This window comes from Bifidobacterium sp. 2450 (assembly GCF_041900695.1).
GTDB classification, from domain to species: Bacteria; Actinomycetota; Actinomycetes; order Actinomycetales; family Bifidobacteriaceae; genus Bifidobacterium; species Bifidobacterium longum.
Genome location: NZ_JBHEEA010000020.1, coordinates 1 through 21,496, shown reverse-complemented (window position 1 = coordinate 21,496; position 21,496 = coordinate 1). Strand labels below are relative to the sequence as shown.

12 protein-coding genes are annotated in these 21,496 nt (G+C 61.7%); 4 read left to right on the top strand and 8 right to left on the bottom strand.

Annotated elements, in window-relative coordinates; genetic code table 11:
• Positions 1–95: 95 nt before the first annotated feature.
• Complete coding sequence (pulA, locus tag ACEUKI_RS09885; protein WP_374156822.1) at positions 96–5,222, bottom strand: type I pullulanase; 5,127 nt, start codon at positions 5,220–5,222, stop codon at positions 96–98.
• A gap of 319 nt (positions 5,223–5,541) precedes the next feature.
• On the opposite strand from pulA (ACEUKI_RS09885), the gene ACEUKI_RS09880 reads away from it, so the two are divergent.
• Positions 5,542–6,567 (top strand): LacI family DNA-binding transcriptional regulator, encoded by a 1,026-nt coding sequence (locus tag ACEUKI_RS09880; protein ID WP_374156821.1) that lies wholly within the window; start codon positions 5,542–5,544, stop codon positions 6,565–6,567.
• 44 nt (positions 6,568–6,611) lie between these two features.
• On the opposite strand, the gene ACEUKI_RS09875 is transcribed toward ACEUKI_RS09880, so the two are convergent.
• The 6 genes from ACEUKI_RS09875 to ACEUKI_RS09850 all read right to left on the bottom strand — a co-directional run bounded on the left by ACEUKI_RS09875 (position 6,612) and on the right by ACEUKI_RS09850 (position 14,029).
• Positions 6,612–7,376 (bottom strand): TraX family protein, encoded by a 765-nt coding sequence (locus ACEUKI_RS09875; protein ID WP_080785563.1) that lies wholly within the window; start codon positions 7,374–7,376, stop codon positions 6,612–6,614.
• A 109-nt stretch (positions 7,377–7,485) separates the two neighbouring features.
• Positions 7,486–8,295 carry an HAD family hydrolase gene (locus tag ACEUKI_RS09870; protein WP_236838313.1) on the bottom strand — a complete coding sequence of 270 codons (810 nt, stop codon included), beginning with the start codon at positions 8,293–8,295 and terminating at the stop codon, positions 7,486–7,488.
• A complete protein-coding gene (gene pulA / locus ACEUKI_RS09865) occupies positions 8,288–10,294 on the bottom strand; it encodes a type I pullulanase (protein WP_236838312.1) in 2,007 nt (668 codons plus the stop codon). The genes ACEUKI_RS09870 and pulA (ACEUKI_RS09865) overlap by 8 nt, the downstream gene beginning before the upstream one ends.
• A 144-nt stretch (positions 10,295–10,438) precedes the next feature.
• Entirely contained in the window at positions 10,439–11,365 is a 927-nt protein-coding gene (locus tag ACEUKI_RS09860) for a sugar ABC transporter permease (RefSeq protein WP_115769990.1), read from the bottom strand.
• Positions 11,362–12,762, bottom strand: a complete 1,401-nt coding sequence (locus ACEUKI_RS09855; protein ID WP_080785567.1) for a carbohydrate ABC transporter permease — start codon at positions 12,760–12,762, stop codon at positions 11,362–11,364. Before ACEUKI_RS09855 ends, ACEUKI_RS09860 begins: the two co-directional genes overlap by 4 nt.
• 22 nt (positions 12,763–12,784) lie before the next feature.
• Entirely contained in the window at positions 12,785–14,029 is a 1,245-nt protein-coding gene (locus ACEUKI_RS09850) for an extracellular solute-binding protein (RefSeq protein ID WP_374156820.1), read from the bottom strand.
• Between the two features lie 360 nt (positions 14,030–14,389).
• Here ACEUKI_RS09850 and ACEUKI_RS09845 point away from each other — a divergent pair, with 360 nt between their 5' ends.
• Together ACEUKI_RS09845 and malQ are read left to right on the top strand one after the other, a co-directional pair.
• The gene (locus ACEUKI_RS09845; RefSeq protein WP_080785569.1) at positions 14,390–16,210 is read left to right on the top strand and encodes an alpha-amylase family glycosyl hydrolase; all 1,821 of its coding nucleotides are present in this window, start codon (positions 14,390–14,392) and stop codon (positions 16,208–16,210) included.
• Positions 16,211–16,454: 244 nt separating this feature from the next.
• Positions 16,455–18,659, top strand: coding sequence for a 4-alpha-glucanotransferase (gene malQ, locus ACEUKI_RS09840; protein ID WP_080785570.1), 2,205 nt, complete (start codon positions 16,455–16,457; stop codon positions 18,657–18,659).
• 314 nt (positions 18,660–18,973) lie between these two features.
• Here malQ and ACEUKI_RS09835 read toward each other — a convergent pair whose 3' ends face one another.
• Positions 18,974–19,933, bottom strand: a complete 960-nt coding sequence (locus ACEUKI_RS09835; protein ID WP_251847706.1) for a class C sortase — start codon at positions 19,931–19,933, stop codon at positions 18,974–18,976.
• 324 nt (positions 19,934–20,257) lie between these two features.
• On the opposite strand from ACEUKI_RS09835, the gene ACEUKI_RS09830 reads away from it, so the two are divergent.
• On the top strand, positions 20,258–21,442 hold the full coding sequence (locus ACEUKI_RS09830; RefSeq protein ID WP_131218582.1) for an IS256 family transposase: 1,185 nt from the start codon (positions 20,258–20,260) through the stop codon (positions 21,440–21,442).
• Positions 21,443–21,496 lie beyond the last annotated feature (54 nt).

Here is a 21,496-nt window from a genome sequence, read left to right as displayed (position 1 = left end):
GCTCAGGTTTTTTGGAGCGGCTCTGAGCCACCCCCAGTCAGCTTCGCTGACAGCCCTCGCCAGCGGGGGCCACTCAGCAACTGACGCGGTGTGGACTACTGTTCGAAGCCCTCCTTACTGTTGACGACATTGCCGCCCTTGGAGAACCGCTGCAACAGCATGCCGGCAGCGGTCATCACCAATACGGCGACCGCCATGACGGACAGGGCTACGCCGGTGTTGGGCAGAGCGGCAGCGCCGAACTGCTGGGATTGGCCGGCCGCGGTGTCGGATGCGCCGTTGGAGGCGTTGCCGTCACCGGTCTGACCATTGCCGTTGCCACTATCGCCCGGAGTACCCGGGGTGGCGGTGCCGCCCGACTGGTTATCGTCCTTGCCGTCGTTGTTGCCCGGCTTGGAGGAATCGTCCTTGCCGCCATCGGACTTGGTCGAATCATCGTCGGCGCCGGCCTTGAGCACGGCAGCGGCGAGCGCTCCGGCCTGGTAGCCGTCAGCGCCCACGGTGGTTGCAGCATTCTTATCCTGCGTCTCCGTCACCTTGCCATCGGCGGCCAGCACGGTGTACTTGCCAGCCGGCACGGCCTCGACCGTTGCGGCCGATTCGTTGGCGTTGAACACCACCACATACGTGTCGCTGCCGTCCTTCAGCTGGTAGGCCACCACGCCATCGGACTGCTGCAGCACCGTCATGTTCTTGGCGATGTCATCGTAGCTGCTCAGATGCAGCGCGCCGATGGACTTGCGCAGGGCAATCAGGCCCTTCACATAGTTCACGGAATCCGCCTGCCCGACCGTGCGGTTCCAGTCGATGGCGTTCACCGTGTCGCCGGCGTTGTAGCTGTTGCCATTGCCGCCCTTGGTGCGCAGGAACTCCTGGCCGAACTGCATATCGGTGATGCCCTGCGAGAGCAGAATCAGCGAGTCCGCGAGCTTGGCGCGAGCGAGTCGAGTCTCCTCGGAATCCGCAGGCGCGCTCTTGACCAGCTTGTCGTACAAGGTCAGATTGTCGTGAATCTCGACGTACTGCACCACCTGATCCGCGCCGCCGTAGTTCGTGTCGGCGGTGCCGTTGTTGCAGTGGCCGTTCTCATCGATGCCCTCGCGCGCGTTGTTGCAGCCGAGCACGTTGGTGGCGATGAGGTTCTCCTTGCCGGCCTTGCCGGTGATGAAGCCGGTGTCCTCGTCGGAGAACACACTGCCCTTGATCGCGTCGCGCAGGGAGTCGTTGAAGAACGCCACGCCCTTGACCTTGGAGGCATTGGGCTGCGTGGTTTCCTGGTTGCCAATGGCGTCAGTCATATCCCAACCTTCGCCGATGACGAGAATCGACGGATCGATCTCGTCAAGCGCCGCACGCACCTGATTCATGGTGGTCTGGTCAATCAGACCCATGAGGTCGAAGCGGAAGCCGTCCACGTTGTACTCGGTCGCCCAGTACTTCACGGAATCGACGATGTACTTACGGGCCATCGCACGCTCGGAAGCCACGTCGTTGCCGCAGCCGGAGCCGTTGGTCAGGTTGCCATTGGCGTCGTAGCGGAAGTAGTAGCCAGGCACGGTCTTGTTGAAGGCGTGTTCGGAGGCGTTGTAGACGTGGTTGTAGACCACATCCATCACCACGTACAGGCCGTTCTTGTGCAGCCCGGAGACCATCTGCTTCATTTCCTTGACGCGAGCGCTCGGGTCACTCGGGTCGGAGGAGTACGAGCCTTCCGGCACGTTGTAGTTCTCCGGATCGTAGCCCCAGTTGTACTGCGCGCCGTAGCTCAGATCGCCGGTCTCGTCCACGGAACCGAAATCATAGGAAGGCATAATCTGCACATGGGTGACGCCGAGCGACTTGAGGTAGTCGACGCCAGTAGACGCCGCGCCCTCCACGCCGTTGACCGTAGTACCTTCCTGCACCATGCCAAGGAACTTGCCGCGATTGTCTTCATCGACGCCCGAACTGGGGTCGATGGTCAAGTCACGCACGCTGGCCTCGGTGATGATGGCATTGGTCGGCTTGCTGAACGACTCCATACGCTTGCCGGCGCTGCCCTTCTCCTTGTCGGAGAGCACGACGGATCGCTCGCCGTTGGCCACGGCGGCGGTCGCGTACGGGTCGGCGGACGTGTTGACCGTGCCGTCGGCGAAGGTCAGCTCGTAGTCGTAGGCGTAATCCTTGAGATCCTTGTCCACGGCGAACGTCCACACGCCCTTCTTGCCGGACTTCTCCAGCGTCACGGCGTCGGTCTGCGCTGCCTTCGGATCGGTGGAGTTGGCGTACAGGCGCAGCGTCACCTTGGTGGCGGTCGGCGCCCACAGCTTGAACATGGACTTCTCGGCCTTGTAGGTCACGCCAAGATCATCGCCGTCGTAGGCGTACTTCTTGTCGAACGCGTCGGAGCGCACGACGGCGCCGAGCGACACGTTCTGCGTGCCGTAGTCCTCGATCGTCACCTTGTAGGCCTTGGTCACGTCAAGATCGTCGGCCGTGGTAATGGTCACGGTGTTCCCGCTAGCCTTCACGTCCTTGATCTTCACACCCTCGACCGACACCGCGTCGGCCGGCTTGTCGATGGCGAGCGCCTTGTTGAGCTTGACCGTGATGGTGTTGAAGTCGGTCATTTCGGCGGAGACGATCGTGCCCTTGGCGTCGTAGAGCGTGCCGTTGGTGTAGATCGTCGTGTCGCCCTGCACCAGCCAGATTTCGGCGGATGCGGTGCCGTCGGCGTTCACGGTGATGGCGGACTGCGGGATCGTGCGGTTCTCGTCGTTCGGATCCTTGGCTTCCCAGCTGTCGCCGCCGTAGCGCACGATGAACTGCGGAGTGCTCATGCCGCTGCCCTTGAGCGTGTACTTGGCGATCAGGCCGTAGTCGTCGTGCTCGGTGAACGGGTAGGCAGCACCGTTGACGCCGTCGGCCCAGCCCCAGATGTCCCATGCCTTCATGCCGTCTTCACTGGTGTAGTCGTCGGCGAGGCGGTGGTAGTGGATGGTCACGTCGATCTGGTTGGCGGCCTTCTTGTAGCCGTCGGGGGCTTCGGTGAGCGTTTCGTCCGGATTGGCGCCGTCGACCCAGATTTCGGCGGTGCCGGTGGACCCGTCGATGGTACGGTCGCTGCCGACCTTGTCCCAGCCTTCGGTGGTGACGATCACACCGATCTTGGCGGCGTCGTACGCACCATCGATGGTGGTCTCGAACACCTTGCCGTAGGAGTCCTCGCCGGTGAAGGCGTGCCACGCGCCGTTCAGGGTGGCGCCGTTCTTGTCGGTGCCCCACATGTACACGCCGCGATCGGCGACGGCGTCGCCTTCGGCGGGCTTGTAGTGCACGATCACCTTGGTCTTGGGCTGGTACGACTGCACGTCGGAGGGCACGCCGGCGCTGGCCTCGTGGTCGGCGACCGCCGTCCAGTGGCCCTGCGCGGTGTAGTTGCCGCCGCCATTCGGGTTGTCCCAGTTGTCGCCGCCGTCGGTGAATACGTATTCGAAGGACTTGCCCTTCGGATCGACCGTGAACTTGACCCAGCCGTTGCCGGCGTCGGCCATCAGCTCGTGGCCCTGCTCGGCCCAGCCGTCGATACCGTAGTGGAGGTACGCCTGCTTCCAGCCGTCGGGCAGCTTGTAGTAGATGGTGCGGCTCGTGTCGGCCGTGGCCTTCTTGGTCTCGTCGTTGACGGACAGGTCCGGATCGGACGGATCGGACTTGGTCGTGCCGGTCCAGGAATCCTTGGTCGCGCCCGCGTAGATCGCGATGGCGGAGTTCTTCGCGAGCGTCGCGTCGAACGTGCCGTCGTCCTTCACGGTCACAGTTGCAGAGCAGTCGCCGGTGGCGTACACGTTGCAGTATTCGCCGGCGGGCAGTGACGTCTGGAACGTCTGCTTGGAGTCGTCGGCGCTGTTGTTGAGCGCGAGGTAGCCGACGTCGCCGCGACCGAAGCCGAGCACGTTGGTGTCGTACGCCTTCCAGTTGGTGACGTCGGTGCCGTTGACCGCGTTGTGGAAGCCGATCATGCCGCGGATCGCGGTCCAACGTTCAGCGCACTGCCAGGTGCCGGAGGTCATCGAGCCGCCGGTCGGGCACTCCATGTCGGGCACGGAGGTTTCGGTGGCGCCGGGAGCGCCGTCGTCGGAGTTGTCGAAGTAGTAGCCGGAATAGATGTGCGGCTGGCCGTAGTTGTACGCGAGCATGAACGCGTTCGCAAGCAGGTACTTCGAGCCCTTCTTGTAGGTGATGGCCGAGCCGCGCTCAGTATCCCAGTTGGTCACCCACACGGCGGCCTTGTCGGAACTCACCCAACCGTCACCGCCGACCTTCGAGAGACCCTTGGATTCGTCGGTGATGTCGCCGGCGAAGGCGACCGACAGGTGGTTGGTGAAGTTGAATTCGGACACCTTGCCGTTCGCCAGATAGTTGCTCGGCTGAATCGCCGCCGCTTCGGACGAATTGCCGATGACCTCCTGTTCGAAGAAGATATCGTCGGCGTTGCGGCCGGACTTCTCAGCGAGCTTGTCCTTGATGGCGGCCACATCATCGGTGGCGATGTGCTTGACCGCATCGACGCGGAATCCATAGACGCCGAGGTCGAGCAGATGGTTCATGTACTCGGCGAGCCTGTCCTGCACGTATTCCTGGCTGGTGTCGAGGTCCTGCAGGCTGGTCAGGCGGCAGTTCTGTACTTCGTCGGCGTTGGTGTAGTCGCCGATGTTCTTGGTGCAGTCGTGGAAGTTCTCTTTGGTGTACGGGATTGCGGGGAAGTTGCCCTCGCCGTCGTACTTGCTGCCGGCGACGCCGGTGCCCTCGCCCTGATCGGCGCCGGTGGTGTGGTTGATGACCGAGTCGGCGATGATCTCGACGCCCGCCGCGTTGCACGTGGCGATCATGGTCTTGTACTCGGCTTCCGTACCGAGCTTGGAGTCGAGCTTGTAGCTGACCGGCTGGTAGGAGGTCCACCATTCAGTGCCCTGGATGGACTCCATCGGCGGGGAGACCTGTACGTAGCCCACACCTTCGGGGCCGTAAACCTCGGTACACTCCTTGGCCACCGAATTCCAGTTGGTTTGGAATGCGATGGCGATCACATCGCCCGGCGCGCTAACAGATGTGCGCGCCTGTGCATTGGCCTCGGTCTCGTCCGCAGAAGCCGGCAACGCTACCAGCGTTGTGGCAGACATTGCCACCGCTATGCCGGTTACGGCAAGGCGTTTGGCGAGCGAGCTGAATCGTCGTACGGCCATATGAGTCCTTTCTCTCATCCTTGAGCATTGACCGCACGAACCATGAAGGGGAACACCCCCTATCGCACAGTCAGACCGTTGACAACGTTTGCAACACTTTCAACACCACTCCTGCAGAAATGGCATGCAGCACAGTTGACAGACTGCATACGTTCGCAACACTATGTCCCAATCAGCATACCACATCAAGCAACACTTCCCCTAGCTTCGCGCTAACGTTTGCAGCGTATGATACAAATGATTACACATCGTGGATGGCGCAACCCGTTAGGGGGGATTACGTGGCATAGCTGATACCACGAATTGCACGAGGAGGAACATGGGCAAGGCAGACATCTACCAAGTAGCCAAGGAGGCCGGAGTCTCCATTTCTACAGTGTCGCGCGCCTTCACCCGCCCGGAACTCGTCTCGGCGAAGACCCGCCGCAAGGTGCTGGATGTGGCCGATAAGCTCGATTTCAACATCTCCCGCTCCGCCACCGCCCTGAAGTCCGGACAGACCTACCGTGTGGCGATGCTGATGAATGAGGAGATCACCAGCTGGTTCAATACGCAAACGTTCGCGGGCATCGAATCGGTGATGCATCCGGCCGGCTATGACATCTCGCTGTTCCAGCACATCGATACCGCCGCAAACCGTCATGAGTTCTTCACCGACCTGCCGATTCGCCGCAATGTCGATGCCGTTTTCGTGGCCTCGTTCGCTATCGATCCGCACGAGGTCGAGCAGCTGCAGCGCATTCATGTGCCGATCATCGGCATCAATACGCCGTCTTCCGAAGGCTTTGACGCCACCATCAGCATCGACGACGAAAAAGGCATGTACACGGCCGCGCAGCATCTCATCAACCTCGGTCACAAGCACATCGTCTACCCCTGTTCCGAGGCCGCCGGGCTGGATTCCTCGATTGACGCACGCGCACAGGGCTTCATCAACGCCTGCAAGGACGCCGAAGGCAAGCACGGCATCAATTGGGAAGTGCTCTCCGTGCCGCGCGGCCCGGCCTTCGCCGACTCCGCATTATCCGCGCTGCTGGCGATGGATGAGTTCCCGGACGCAATCTGCTGCCAGATGGATATGATGGCGATTCCGCTGGTGCTCAAGCTGGAACGTTACGGCCACCGCACGCCGCGCGATTATTCGATTGTCGGCTTTGACGACAGCCCCTATGCCGACACCATCAACCTGACCACCATGAGGCAGGACCCGTATGCGATGGGACGCACGGCGGCCGAAAAAGCGCTCAAGCTCATCGCCGGCGAGACGCCGGGCACCCCGCATGAGGTGATCGAGGCGCAACTCGTGCCACGCAGCACGGATATGCCGTTTGGGAAGATGGCGTAGGGGAGGAATCGGCCAACGGAATCGGCCAAGGGCCGATTCCGAGACTACGCCGCCACCAACGCGCCAAACACCAGCAGTACCGGGTAGATCACATAAAACGCCCACTTGGTCCATGGCTGCTTGAAATCCTGCTCGCCGTTGCGGTAGTGCAGGAAGGCTACACCGATGGCGGGTGTGATGCACATTACTGCGCCTAGCAGTCCGGCGGTGAACATCATCGAATTCTCGCGTGCGTTGAGGAAGTAGAACACCATCACGAACGACAGCGTGAGCACGCCCGTGTACAGCACGCGCTGATCCACGCCCACGTGCAGCAGCAAATCCCACAGCAGGCCCGCGATAATGACCAGCACAGTCAGCGTCCAGCGGAAGGCGCCGTGGTATTTCTTGGCCAGCCAGTCCACCAGCGCCAGCACGACCAGGGCGATGAGCAGTCCGAACACCGGGTTCTGCACGCTCAGGCTGAAGGGCTTGCCGGTCATGATCAGGTCGTATGGCACCTCGCTGACCACAGCCACGACGAGCAGTCGCAGCCCGTACGCCCATGCGTTATGCGTATGACGGTAGCCGTCGAACAGCAGCCACGAATAGATCGGCACGGCGATCCAGGAAGCCGCCGCGCACAGTACGACCGCGGTCAGTGCTGCCATGTCCTGGCTCGGGTCGCCCACCAACGTAGGCAGTATCGCGACGCTCGCCACGTTGAGCGCCATGAAGATCGCGCCGATCACCTTGAGGCGGAACACGGACAGTCCCTTGCGACGGCGCTGCTCGCCGCGCCGCGTCTTCTCCATTTCGACTTCGTTCATGTGTTCCTCCGTTGTTGTGATCATTTGGGCTGTGGGAGTTGTGTGGCGCCCCGGCGGCCACCCCCAGTCGGCTTTGCCGACAGCCCCCCGCCAGCGGGGCTTTATTGGGCTATGTCAGGTATTGCAATAGTTCAGCATAATCGGGGCCGGCCAGCGACAAGGCGGCATGCGCACTGGCCTGCGGGTCGCTGGCGGGCGAAATCTCGGTACGCAGATAGACGCCGGCAATGCCCGCCGACGCTGCACCCAGGATATCCGCACGTTCGTCGTTACCGACCATGAGCACGCGGTCAGGCGTCAGATGCTCGGCCTCAAGCGCCCGGAGAAAGATTGCGGGCGATGGTTTGCGTACGCCCACCTCGCTGGAAATGACGATGCGATCGAACGCCCGGTCCAACCCAAGCGCGGCCAGTTCCGGGCGCGTATAGCAGGATTGCGCGTTGCTGACGAGTACAACGCGCTTTCCTGCGGCTCGCAATCGCGCCAGCAGTTCCGGCGCGCCCGAATACATCCGCAGTAGGCTGGTACTCGCCTGCCGGAACGTCCATGCCAACGATCGTGCCGTAGCGTCGTCATTCCGGCACTCCCCCGCCAACGCCGCGTATACCGGCAGCAAATCGGGCTCGACCCACTCGCCGTGCGCGGCGACGGCGGCATCGCGAATCGGCTGTGCCAAGGTTTCGAATCGCCGCTGGAGCTCGGCGTTGCCGGTGTACGTCACGCCGCAGTCGGACAAGGCCGAACGCAACGCATCCCAGGCGGCAGCCGATGTCTCATCGGTACGGATATCCACCAGAGTGCCGTATAGATCGAAAAACACCGCATCCACGGTCGGTACGGTGTCGGCCTCATCGACCACCCTCAGTCCGGCGTTGCCAGACAGCTCCCGCCGGCGGGAGCGAGCATCGCCGTCAGCCACGACTGCGGCGCCAGACGGTGAAGGTGTACGGAGGCAAGGGCAGCAGTCGCCGTTCCACCGCGCCCGGCATGTCGCTGCCGGAACAGTAGATGCACTGCCATTCGTTGGGTGCGATTTTCGAAACCTCGCCGTACGGGTCGGGCATCTCCAGATCGGTCGCGAGCTGGGTCTGCGGGCTGCCGGTGGGGTTGATGGCCACGCAATCGTCACCGACGCGGAACACCACGGTCTCGTCGTCGCGCGGCACGATCATGCGAGCGCCGCCGAAGTAGGCCGGGTTGCCGCGCCGCAGTCGGATCAGCGCGGCGTAATGGTCGACCAAATCGCCCATGCGTTGCGCCCGGCGCCAATCCAGCTGGTTCAACGCGGCTGGACTGCTGAACGAATCGGAGACGCCGTGCTTGGTGCGGGCGAATTCCTCGCCGGACAGCATGAACGGCACACCGGCGGAGGCGAATACGATGCCGGCCGCCAGTCGGTTGGCGCGCATCAGATCCTCGCACGCCTCGTCTTCGGCCGAATAGTCCGTATCGGTGGGGATGCGGCGCATGGCCGCGCACAGCTTGTCCCACAATGTCAGGTCGTCGTGGGCGGAAACGTATTGGATGACCTGCCCCACGCTGGCGGTCTCGCGCAAGGTGCCGCGCCAGCCGTCTTCGGCATGACGGATGTCGTCAGCGTAATCGGCGGCCGCGCCGGTCAGGTAGCCGGGCACCCACTGGTAGAACACATGGCCGCGCACCGCGTCTCGGGTGGAGTCGCAGAACGCGCCGATGCGCGGGCTCAGGTAGGGCATGCCGCGCTTGTCGGCCAGAATCGTGTCGGGCACCAGCGCGGTTTCGCGGGCCGCCCACGGCTCGCCGTACATGGAGATCGTAGCGCCGCCAGGCAGCTGGTCGAGCGCGGTACGCACGGCGTTCATCGTGTCCACGTCAATCAGGCCCATGAGGTCGAATCGGAAGCCGTCGATATGGTATTCGCGCGCCCAGTAGACCACGGAATCGACGATATACTTGCGCATCATCGGGTGTTCGGTGGCCACGTCGTTGGTACAGGCCGAGCCGTCGGCGAAGGTGCCGTCGGCGCGGCGGCGCAGCGCGTAGCCGGGAATCATACGTTCGAACCAGTTGTCGGTGGAGAACATGTGGTTGTAGACCACGTCCATGATCACCTTGATGCCGGCATTATGCAGCGACTGGATCATCTGTTTGCATTCGCGGATGCGTACGGCGCCATCATACGGATTGGTGCTGTACGAGCCTTCGGGAACGTTGTAGTTGAGCGGATCGTAGCCCCAGTTGAAGCCGTGGGCGGGGTCGGTGCGTGGGATCGATTCGTCGATGGAACCGTAGTCGTAGAACGGCATGAGCTGCACGGCGGTGATGCCGAGCCGTTTGAGGTAGGCCATGCAGGTGGGGAACTCGCCGGCACCGTCCACGCTGGTGTCCGGGTGGGTGAAGGCCAGATAGGTGCCGCGATGCTCTTCCGGAATGCCGCTGTGTTCGTCGTTGCTGAAGTCGCCGATGTGGGTTTCCCAAATCACCAGGTCGCGGCTGGGGATGTGCGGGCGGCGGTCCTCGGCCCAGCCTGCCGGGTTGGTTTGGTCGAGGTCGACGACCATGCTGCGCCGGCCGTTCACGCCGGCCGCGCGGGCCCACGGGTCGGCGGTGCGATTGACGGTGCCGTCCGCGAATCGGACCAGATAGTCGTAGTAGGTGCCGTGGCCGATGCCGTCGCAGCGCACCAGCCAGGTGCCGTCCGCGCCTGGCGTGAGGTCGCGGGTCTGCGTGGGTTCGGCGGGATCTTCCGGTGTGCCGGAGTCGAACAGGCGCAGGGTGACGCCGCCGGCCGAGGGCGCCCAGACGCGGAAGGTAGTGCCTTTGGCATCCGGGAACGCACCGAGGTCGTCATCCTGATAGACGGGATAATCGGGGCAGGGCATCGCCAGTTCGGCTGGCGTCCAATCGTCTACCGCCAACGCGGAGATCTGCTGTTCCATGGGGGGTCCCTCCTTTCCAATGCATCCGGCCTCCCGCTGGCAAGAGATGGCGCGAAGTGTCGGTGGGTGGTTCATAGCGGGGTTGCTCCACCACGAACCCCTCAGTCAGCTTCGCTGACAGCTCCCGCCAGCGGGAGCTAAAAACTAGCCCTTGACCGCGCCAGACATCGACTCCTGGTAGAAGCGCTGCATGACGATGAACAGGATGGCAATCGGGACCGAGATGATTACCGCGGCGGCGGCGAAGCGGGCGAACCAATCGTTGAGATACTCACGGCTGAGCATCTGGTAGAGACCGAGCGCCACGGTGTAGTTATCCTGCGTGCGGGCGATGGCCTTGGCCATCACGAAGTCAAGCCACGGGCCCAAGAACGAGGTGAGGGCCTGATAGACGAGCATCGGCTTGCACACCGGGATGATGATCTTGGTGAACACCTGCCAGCGAGTACATCCGTCAAGGTAGGCGGCCTCGTCAAGCGACATCGGAATCGTGTCCATGTAGCCCTTCATCACGTAGAAGCCCGCGCCGGCACCAGCCGAGTAGACAAGAATCAACGCCACGGTGACGTCCACGCCTTGGGTCAGGCCCAGCGACTTCAGAATGAAGTAGATCACTACCACGGACATGATGCCCGGGAACATGCCCAGCACCAGCACGATGTTCATGAACGACTTGCGGAAACGGAAGCGCATGCGGCTCATGCAGAACGCCACGCACAGCACGAAGAACACGCTGATCAGGCACACCACGATGGAAATCACCAGCGTATGCATAAACATGCGCGGGAAGTTCAGGATGTGGGTGTCGGTGAATAACTTGGTGTAGTTCTCCAACGTGTATTCGGTGGGGAAGAAAGTCTCGTTGTAGGGGCCGGGATTCTTGTTGAAGCTCTCCAGCACCACCCACACAATCGGAATCACCCAAATCACCGCAAGCACGGCGAGCAACAGATGGCTTAGGACATCGCCCACGATGCGACGCTTACGCTGGTCATGCCAGAACGGATTGCTGACGGACTTAGGGGTTGCGATATCGGTACGAGGGGTCACGGTCTGCGCGTTGCTGCTCATCGGAATCCTCCTTCATTCTTGTAGGAAGCGCTACTGCGGTAGGTAATCAGGGAGACCACTGCCAAGGTGACGAACGTGAAGATGCCGATGACGGCACCCAGGTTGTAGTCTCCACGGTCCACCGTGAGCTTGTACAGCCAGGTGATAAGCAGGTCGGTCTTGCCAGCCGTATCTCCCACCGGAGTCGGGTTGCCGCCGGACAGCAGATATATGACGTTGAAGTTGTTCACATTGCCGGTGAACGTGGTAATCAGGTACGGGGTGAGCACGAAGACCAGGTAGGGCATCGTGATGCGGGTGAAGGTCTGCCACCAGTTCGCGCCGTCGATGGTGGCGGCTTCGTACTGTTCGGCGGGGATGTTCTGCAAGATGCCGGTGATCTGCATGATGGTGAACGGGATGCCGATCCACAGGTTGACGACGATCACGGTCACGCGGGCCCACATGGTGTCGGTGAAGAACGGCAGCGGGCTATCGACCCACCCCCAAGACATCAGCAGGCGGTTGATGGCACCTTCCGGCTGGAGCATCTGGTTAATGACCAGCAGCGAGACGAACTGCGGCACGGCGATCGACAGCGAGAACGCCGCACGCCAGAAGCCCTTGAGTCGGGTGGTACGACGATTGATGATCATCGCGAGGAACAGGCCTAGGAAGAAGTTCAGGAACGTCGCGAAGAACGCCCAAATCAGGGTCCAGGCCAACACACTGCCAAACTGGGCGGCATTGATCTCGCCGGTGGCGCTGAACAGCTGGGTGAAGTTCTTGAAGCCGACCCAGTCGAACAGCAGCACGTGATCGGGATCGTAATTGGTGAACGCGATGCACATCATAATCAGCGTCGGCAGGACGGTGAATACAAGGATGCCGGCCACCGGCAACGCCATGAACGTGACCTGCGCGTTGCGATCGGTGATGTTCTTCAGGTCTTCGATGAAGGTCGGCGCCTTGCCGGTCTCTCGGGCGAGCACCTGTGCCTTGTACGCGCTGCGCACGGCATACGACCAGAACACAAGGAACAGTACGGTGATGAACACGGCGGCCACACCATAGACCATCAGCAGCACCGAATTGTCACCGGCATCGTAATGCCAATAACCATCGATCTTCTGTTTGGTCTGGGTGCGGGAGCCGAGCGAGCCCAGCATTGCGAGCGCCGGCCCGCCAACCGTCACCATGTAGGCGATATACGCCACTTCGATGGCCAGGAACACCAGTCCCTTGGCCACCTGCTTACGGGCCAGGTTGCCTGCGCCCAATACCAGGAACGACAGTCGGGTCAGGGCATCGCCTTGGGTGGCCGCCGCGCGCAACGTGTAGCGCGACGGGGGAATGTAGTCCGCCTTGCGGCGGCGTGGTGCGCGTTTCGCTGCGCGCGGCATGGCTGTGGTTTCCATGATTGGTCTTTCTTCTCGCGTTCTACAGGAGGCTCTGGTATGAGGCCATCCACTGCTCGGTGAGTTTGGCCGAGTTGGCGTGGGTGACTTCCTTGTTGTAGATGGAATTGCCGAAGTTCTCACACGGCACCCAGAAGTTATTCATCTCGGCGATGGATGGTTGCACCACGGACGTCTGGGCGATGGTGTCTATCTGGGCCTGTGCCACGGCATCCTTCTCGATGGCCGGATCGGAGGCAAGCTCGCTGTCCGAGGGAATCACCGAACGCATCTCATAGTGCTTGCGCTGTGATTCGGTGCCGGACAGGAAGGCCGCGAACTGGTCGGCGGCCACCGGATGCTTGGTGTACGGGTTCCAGCCGTAGATGGTGGAACCGGCGAAGGCCTTCATCTGCACTTGCTTGCCGTTGAGCGTGAAGCTGGGCAGCTTGGCCACGCCCCAGTCGTCGCCGAGATTCTCACGGACCGTGGCGGCGTCCCAGTTGCCGGTGAAGACCACGTCGACCTTGCCGCTTTTCAGACCAGCCAGGCCGGAGCCGTTCTTGTCGTTGACGAAGTTCGGGTTGTTGCGCAAGTCGACGAGGTAATCGGTGACGGCGGCGCCGATTGCACCGCCGAACTGCACGCCCGACTTGGCGTCGGTGCCGTCTTTGCCGAACAGTGTGCCGCCGGCACCGATATAGAAGGCGGGCAGATACCAGGAGTTGGTCAGCGGGAATGAGACCTTGCCCTTGGCGAGCATGGCGTCCAGCGAGGTGATGTCCTGCTCGGTGAACTTGCTTTTGCGGTAGTACATGAACCAGGTGTTGCCGGCCAGCGGCACACCGTAGACGTTGCCGTCCTCGCCGGTGACGGTCTGTAGCATCGTGGCGTTGCCTTTGGTCTGCTTGGCGAGCTGTTTCATCGTCGGGTCGCTCACTTGGCCGACGGCGCCGGCATCGAGCAGGGTGCCCAGCTGGTCGCTGGCGAACGTGTAAACATCTGCGGCTACGGTCGGATCCTGCTTGGCTATGCCGGCGGCGTCTGCCGAGGCCACGTTCTGGTTTTTCCACGTGATGCTGTATTCGGGGTGCTGCTGTTCGAATGCGGCCTCCATGGTCTGCAGCCACGAATCCGTGTTGGCTTGGTCCTCCTGGGAGGCCCACACCACAAGCGTGATGTGCTCCGCGTCTCCGCCCGCGCTTGCGGACCCGCAGGCGGACAGGCCCGTGAGGAACAGCGCACAGGCGGAAATCGCCGCCAGGGCTTTCTTCCATCGTGCCATCATCGTTGATTTTCCTTTCTTCGGACGCCGACTTCAGTATCGGCTCCTGCCACGCACACCCTTGGGTACTACGTTTCCGTTCTCGGCCCGATACAGGGGAATCGCGGAAGATCGAGGGTGCGTCGTTGTTGCTTGAGTTCAGTGTAACTGAAATTGTGAACGTATGCAAGCCAATTGCAATCAGCCATAATTGCAGAGTCTTAAATCCTTGATATTTCAACGTTTACCCCGCGTTTCTCCAGATTGACAGCGTTCGCAATCATGCAGTATCATTAAGCAACATCCCGCAAGAATCTGTAAGAACAACCGTTATTCGAACCCGGCAGAGAAGCCAGATTCATCACACCTGAAGAAAGGACCACGATAACGCAACAGCCCCAGACTTACCCCAAGCCGGCCTGGTTGGAAAACGCCCAATTCTACGAGGTCTACCCGCAATCGTTCGCCGACTCGAATGGCGACGGCATCGGCGATATTCCCGGCATCACCGGCAAGCTCGACTACATCGCCGCTTTGGGGTGCAACGCGCTGTGGATCAACCCCTGTTTCGACTCGCCGTTCAAGGACGCCGGCTATGACGTGCGCGACTATACGCAAGTCGCGCCGCGTTACGGCACCAATGACGACCTGATCGTGCTGTTCGAAGCCGCCCACCAGCGCGACATGCACGTGCTACTCGACCTGGTCCCCGGCCACACCAGCGAAGAACACCACTGGTTCCAAGCCAGCTCCCGCCCGAACCCTGCCGAGCGCACCACTCCACCCCCCTCTGACGGGCCGAGCCGTAAAGAAAACACCGGAGACCTAACCATAGCCCCCTCTGAGGAGGGGGCTGTCGGCGAAGCCGACTGGGGGAGAGACCAGCCCACTAACGTCTCCAACCGCTACATCTGGACCGACTCCTGGATCGCCGGCGGCGACGGCCTACCCTTCATCGGCGGCGAGACCGAGCGCGACGGCACCTATATCCTCAACTTCTTCAAATGCCAGCCCGCCCTCAACTACGGCTTCGCCCACCCAAAACACCCATGGCAGAAGCCGGCGCTCGGGCCCGAAGCACTGGACACATGCGAGGCGATGATCGACGTGATGCGCTTCTGGCTCTCCCGCGGGGCAGACGGCTTCCGCGTGGACATGGCCGACAGCCTCGTCAAGCATGACGACGACGGCAAGCCTTTCACCATCCGCACCTGGCAATACATCTTCTCGCAAATTCGCCCCGAGTTTCCTGAGGCGGCGTTCGTCGCCGAATGGGGCCGCCCCTACGAGTCGATGCAGGCCGGCTTTGATATGGACTTCTATCTTGACTGGCGCTGGGACGGCCATCCGAACGGCTACAACATGCTGCTGCGTAATACGGATACGCCGCTGGACCACGAGGGCGATGTCAGCTACTTCAACGCCGATTCCGGCACTTCGATCGCACCGTTCCTCGAACAGTATCTGCCGCAGCTGCACGACTGCGAACAAGCTGGCGGCACCTTCAACCTCATCACCTGCAATCACGACACATTGCGCGTGGCACAGCGGCTTACCGAGCGCGAGCTCAAGGTGGCGTATGGCATGCTGCTAACCATGCCCGGCTGCCCGTTCCTCTACTACGGCGACGAAATCGGCATGCGATACCGCTCGCTGCCCACCAAGGAGGGCGGTTATGTGCGCACCGGCAGCCGCACCCCGATGCAATGGGACGCCGACAAACCGAACCTCGGCTTCTCCAGCGCGCCAACCGAGTCGTTATATCTGCCGGTCGATTCGGCCGCCGATGCGCCGACCGTTGCCAGCGAAGCCGCACGCGAAGATTCACTGTTCAACTGGGTTCGCGAGGTGCTGGCATTGCGCGCCGAGCAGCCCGCACTGGCTTCCGCTGGCGGCTTCGACGTGGTGGCGGCCCCCTCGGACGGCCGCGCATTCGCCTACCTGCGCACGCCAACAGACGGCCACGCATTCGCCCATCCGCGCACGCCTATGGATTCCGGAGAAGATTCCGGCTCCACCGCCGACCGCGGCGACGCCGCAGGCCGCCCTCTGCTCATCGCCATGAATCCTGGACGAGGCACCGAGACCGTGAAGTTGCCAGACGGACTCCGCTCCGACGCATCCCCGATACTTGCCCTCGGTTCCCCGACCATATCCGGCCGCACCCTGACACTCCCCGCCCAATCGTTCGCCGTCCTCGGCTAAACCCGTTCAGCTTCGCCCCGCTGGCGGTGGCTGTCGGCGAAGTTGACTGGGGGGCAGAACACCGCCGACGCCTCCGAACCAGCCCAACTCACCGCCCTATTGCAATCGTTGTCAATATGAGCTACGGTAAGAGCGGAACAGGTTCAACATTGGTCTGTCAGATTGCCGGATCCTCAACGCAGAGCGGCCTTCAAACAGCAATGCAAACGAACAGCAGTACATGGACGCACAGCAAGGAGCCATTATGACCGAGGCGCGCAGCAATGAAGCGACAACCAATGCACCAGACACCACACAACGAACGGAAAGCGCCAAACGCCTAGCTCGACCGCTGATCAAATTGGCCAAAGCATCCGGGCTTGCGACCTCGTTCATCGATCAGCTCGGCATCTACACCGAAATCAGCGACGACGCATTAGTCGCCGTGCTCAAGGCCCTCGATGTGGACGCTTCCAGCGACGAGGCTATAAAACGTTCCATGATCGAACTTGAGGCCGAAAACAGCAAACGTTTGCTACCACCCACCATCGTGGCCACCACCGGCAAGCCAACAAGTCTGACCCTGAATTGCCAGTCGGACGCGGACATCACCGCTGCAATCACCCTAGAAGACGGCACCGCATACGACCACTTCTCCGTGCTGCCGAATCTCAACTCCGGTCAGCCGGATCTCACCATCGCCCCTGACCTGCCGATGGGTTACCACACGCTGACCGTCACGGTTGACGGGCGCGAAGGCAAGACGACCATCATCGCCGCCCCCGCACGCATCGCCGTGCCGAAGGCGGTCGAGGGGCATCAGCGCTGGGGCTGGATGACGCAAATGTATTCGGTACGCTCCCACGATTCCTGGGGCATCGGCGACTACGGCGATCTGAAGCGTCTTTTGGCGGATGCCGCCGAGAAGTCCAAGGCCGACTTCATGCTCATCAATCCGATTCACGCCGGTGCGCCGATTCCGCCGCTCGAGCCTTCGCCGTATCTGCCGGAATCGCGCCGGTTCCTCAACGTGACGTACATTCGCCCGCAAGACATTCCCGAATACGCCACCCTGCCGGATGACGTGCGCGCCCAGGTGGATGCACTGCATGCCTCGGTGTCCGCACGCAATGATGAATCCACGCCGATGGATATCAACGCGGCGTGGGAGGCCAAGCGCCCGGCCCTGCGCCTGATCTTCGATGCGGGCCGCAACAACAAGCGCGAGCTGGAGTTTGAGCATTTCAAGGCCACGGCCGGCCCGGACCTCGATTCCTTCGCCACCTGGTGCCTGTGCTTCGGGGTGTGGGGCGCACCTTGGGGCGAGAACCGCTGGTTCTTCGAGAAGACCATCGACGACCCGACCGTGCAGGCGCTGATTAAGGACCATCATGATCTGTTCGAGTTCAACCGCTGGCTGCAGTGGATCGCCGCCGAGCAGGTGAACGACGCTCAGCACACGGCCTTGGATCATGGCATGACACTTGGCCTTATGCAGGATATGGCCGTTGGCGTGCACGGGCTCGGCGCCGACGCGTGGGCCAACCCGGAGCGTTTCGCCTCCGGTGGCGTCACGGTCGGCTGCCCGCCGGACTTCTACAACCAGCAGGGCCAGGATTGGGGCCAGCCGCCGTTCAACCCGCGTTATCTGGAAGCCACCGGCTACCAGGTGTACCGCGAAATGGTGCATTCCATGTATGAGCATGCGGGCGCGGTGCGTATCGACCACGTGCTGGGACTGTTCCGCCTGTGGTGGATTCCGCAGGGACTTGGCGCCCGCAATGGCGCCTACGTGATGTACAACCACGAGGCGATGCTGGGAGTACTGGCCATCGAGGCCACGCGCGCCGGAGGCATGGCGGTTGGCGAGGATCTGGGCACCGTACCGGATTACGTGCGCCGCATTCTGGCCGATCACGGCGTGCTCGGCACCGATGTGGAGTGGTTCAACCGCGTGGACGATTCGCCGAACGCCGGCGACCCGTACCGTGCACCGCAGGATTACCGCAAACAGGCGTTGGCGTCGGTCACCACACACGACCTGCCGCCGACCGCCGGCTATCTGAACTTCGAGCATGTGAAACTGCGCGAGGAACTGCATCTGCTCAGCGAGCCGGTGGAGGCGTTCGCCGCCTCGGCCATGGCCGAACGCACCGCGATGATGAATCGTTTGGTGGAGAACGGCTACATCGCCCAGTCCGTGGCCGATGATGTGGAAGGCCACGTGCAGGAGATCGTTGAAGCCATGCACGCCATGCTCACTGATACGCCGTCGCTGTTGTTGCAGGCCGCGCTGGTGGACGGCGTGGGCGAATGCCGCTCGCAGAATCAGCCGGGCACGTCCAGCGAGTATTCCAACTGGCGAGTGCCGCTGGCCGATGGCGAAGGACATGTGGTGCATACCGAAGAGGTCTTCGACCTGCCGCGCGTGCAGTCCCTGTCCGCCGTGATGCGCCGAGAGAAGCGCTGAAACGCTTCCTGATGGTAGAAAGACTGCCTAAATCGGCTTCGAGGGGCTGATTTCACGTTTGCCAGAGGTCTACTTCCACTTCAAGGGGCTCTTTACCCGTTGAAACGGAAGTAGAAGCGGCTTTGCGCCAACGTCATTCTGCCGTTTTGCAGCTATGTCTACTTTGGCACCAGCCCCTCGAAGTGGAAGTAGACCTCCGGAACGAGCCAAATCAGCCCCTCGAAATCGAGTTACGAAGATTTGGCTGCTTTTTTGAATAATCCGGCACCCGAAACCGTTCATATTACCAACGCGGAATCGCAGATACGCGGCGCTTATTTTGTCGGACGTGCGGCATGCTGGGCGAGGCCGGCAAATTCCCGATCGCGCTTTTGCTTGCGCCGCATCAATATGACGATGAAAGCGAGCAGCACGGCCAGCAGCACTATGGCTCCCAGTGCCAGCCATGTGGTGTTGACGCCGTGTACATCGTCCGGGTCAGGCACTTCCTCTGGGATTTCGGCACGCACGCCAGAAACCAGCAAGCGATGAGAATTGACGCCATAAGGCGTGCAGGTCATGAGGGTTACGCGATCCTCACCTTTGGTGATGCGTAGTTTGCTGGAATCGTCGGGCTTGATCACGGTAATGCGGTCGACCTTGTAGCCAAGTTTCTTGCCCATGACCTCGATGTAGAAGGAATCACCCTTCTTCATCTCATCAAGGCGAGTGAACAGCAACGAGTTCGGCAAACCGCGATGGCCGGTGATTACGGAGTGCGTGGATTTGCCTCCGACCGGTAGCGAAGTACCATAGAGATGGCCGGCGCCCACGGCGAGCGCATCTTCGCTGGTGCCGTGGTATATAGGCAGATTGACGTCGATTTCAGGAATGCGGATGGAGCCCATCACGCCTTGACCAGCGTCGAGCAGATTCTGATATTCCTGGTCTTTGGCGGCCATCGAATCATCCGCGCCGGAAGTGGTGGACTGGCCGGCATTGCTGGCAAAAGGATCCTTGACCTCGCCAATGGTGGTCTGGCTACCAGCCGCAAGCCTCTTGTTGTACTCGCGGGCGGCCTTAAGCTGGTTCTCCGCCTGCGGGTACGGACAGCCATCCACCTCGCGCTGCGTTTGCTGCACAGTGGCATTCTGCTGGTACTCGCTGATGGCGCGCATGACGAACGGCGTGGTAATGATGGCAAACCCAATCAGCAAAAACAGCACCGACAGCACAGTAAACACGCGCGACTGTGTGCGTGTGCCACTTTGTTTTGTTCCAGTACTGCTTCGCATTGGATGGACTCATCTCCGCTCAATTAAACAGACATAGAAATATCGATACTTACAATCCAGCTCACAAAATCATTGTTTTCGAGCCGGCTCCTGCCTGTCTGCTTCGTTTCCCTTCTCAGGACGTGTTATCAACATTTTAAAGAGTGACTCTGCAAAGAAATATATATGTCCCAAGAAAAGCGTAGACATCACAATGCTTCGATAACGCCTGAGATTTTGCGCACTTTGGTTTGGGCTTGAGATAGGGGCATGGCCCGTGTCCTGTGTACGATTTTCAGTCGCCAGACATTAGAAAACCGCGATTGGAAACGAGGGCACGAAGCCATGTCACAGCAGATTCTACAGGTCGACCAGGCCATGTTGGAAACCACCCTGGACCGGATGGTCCGCAAAAGCGTCGAGGAGACCCTGAACGCGATGCTCGACGCCGAGGCCGACGAGATCACCGGCGCCGCGCGCTACGAGCGCAGCGGGGACCGCAAGGCGTACCGGGCCGGCCACTACGAGCGCGACCTGACCGTCAAGGCCGGCAAAATGAGCCTGAAAGTGCCGAAACTCAAGGGCGCGGTGTTCGAGTCGGCCGTGATCGAACGATACCGTCGGCGTGAGGAGAGCGTCGAGGAGGCCTTGATCGACATGTACCTGGCCGGCGTCTCCACCCGCCAGGTCGATGATGTCAGCCGGCTCCTGTGGGGCGACCGCATGCCCTCGCAGACCCTGAGCGACAAGCTCAAGCGCGTCTATGCGGATATCGACGCATGGCGGGGCAGGCCCCTCGAACAGGATTACCCGTACCTGTTCATGGACGGCGTGTGGCACAAAAGGTGCTGGGGCGGGTCCGTGGAGAACGTGAGCATCCTGGTGGCCATCGGCGTCGGCATGGACGGGCGGCGCGAGGTGCTTTCGGTGGCCGAGGGCATGAAGGAGGACGCGGAAAGCTGGCGCGAATTCATCAAAGGCATGCTCGCACGAGGCCTCAAGGGCGTGAGACTGGTGACGGGAGATCGGTGCGCGGGGCTGGTCGCCGCCGCGGGCGAGCTGCTGCCCGATGCCCGCTACCAGCGGTGCATGGTGCATTTCGAGCGCAACATACTCGCCAGGGTCAACCCCGGGAACCGCGACTGGGCGGCCGACGCACTGAAGGCCGTGTTCTCCATGGAATCACGCGACAAGGCGTTGGAGAAGGCCGAATCCGTCGCCCGGGACATGGAATCCAGGAAACTCAAGGAGGCCGCCAAATGCCTGCGCGAGGGCATCGGCGAGACCACGACCTACCTGCTCGACGACTACCCGCGCGAGCATAGGCGTCGGATCCGCACCAACAACATGATCGAACGGCTCAACCGCGAGATCAGGCGCAGGACCCGCGTGGTCGGCTCGTTCCCCGACGGACGCAGCGCGTTGATGCTCGTCTGCGCGAGGGTCCGCTACGTGACATCCGACGAGTGGTCGACGCGCCGCTACCTCGACATGTCAAGGCTCGGTGAGACCGTACCAGCAGCGAACTGATCACCGCCACAGGGACGGGCGAAGACCAAAGTGCGCAAGAGTTCGGGCACTACC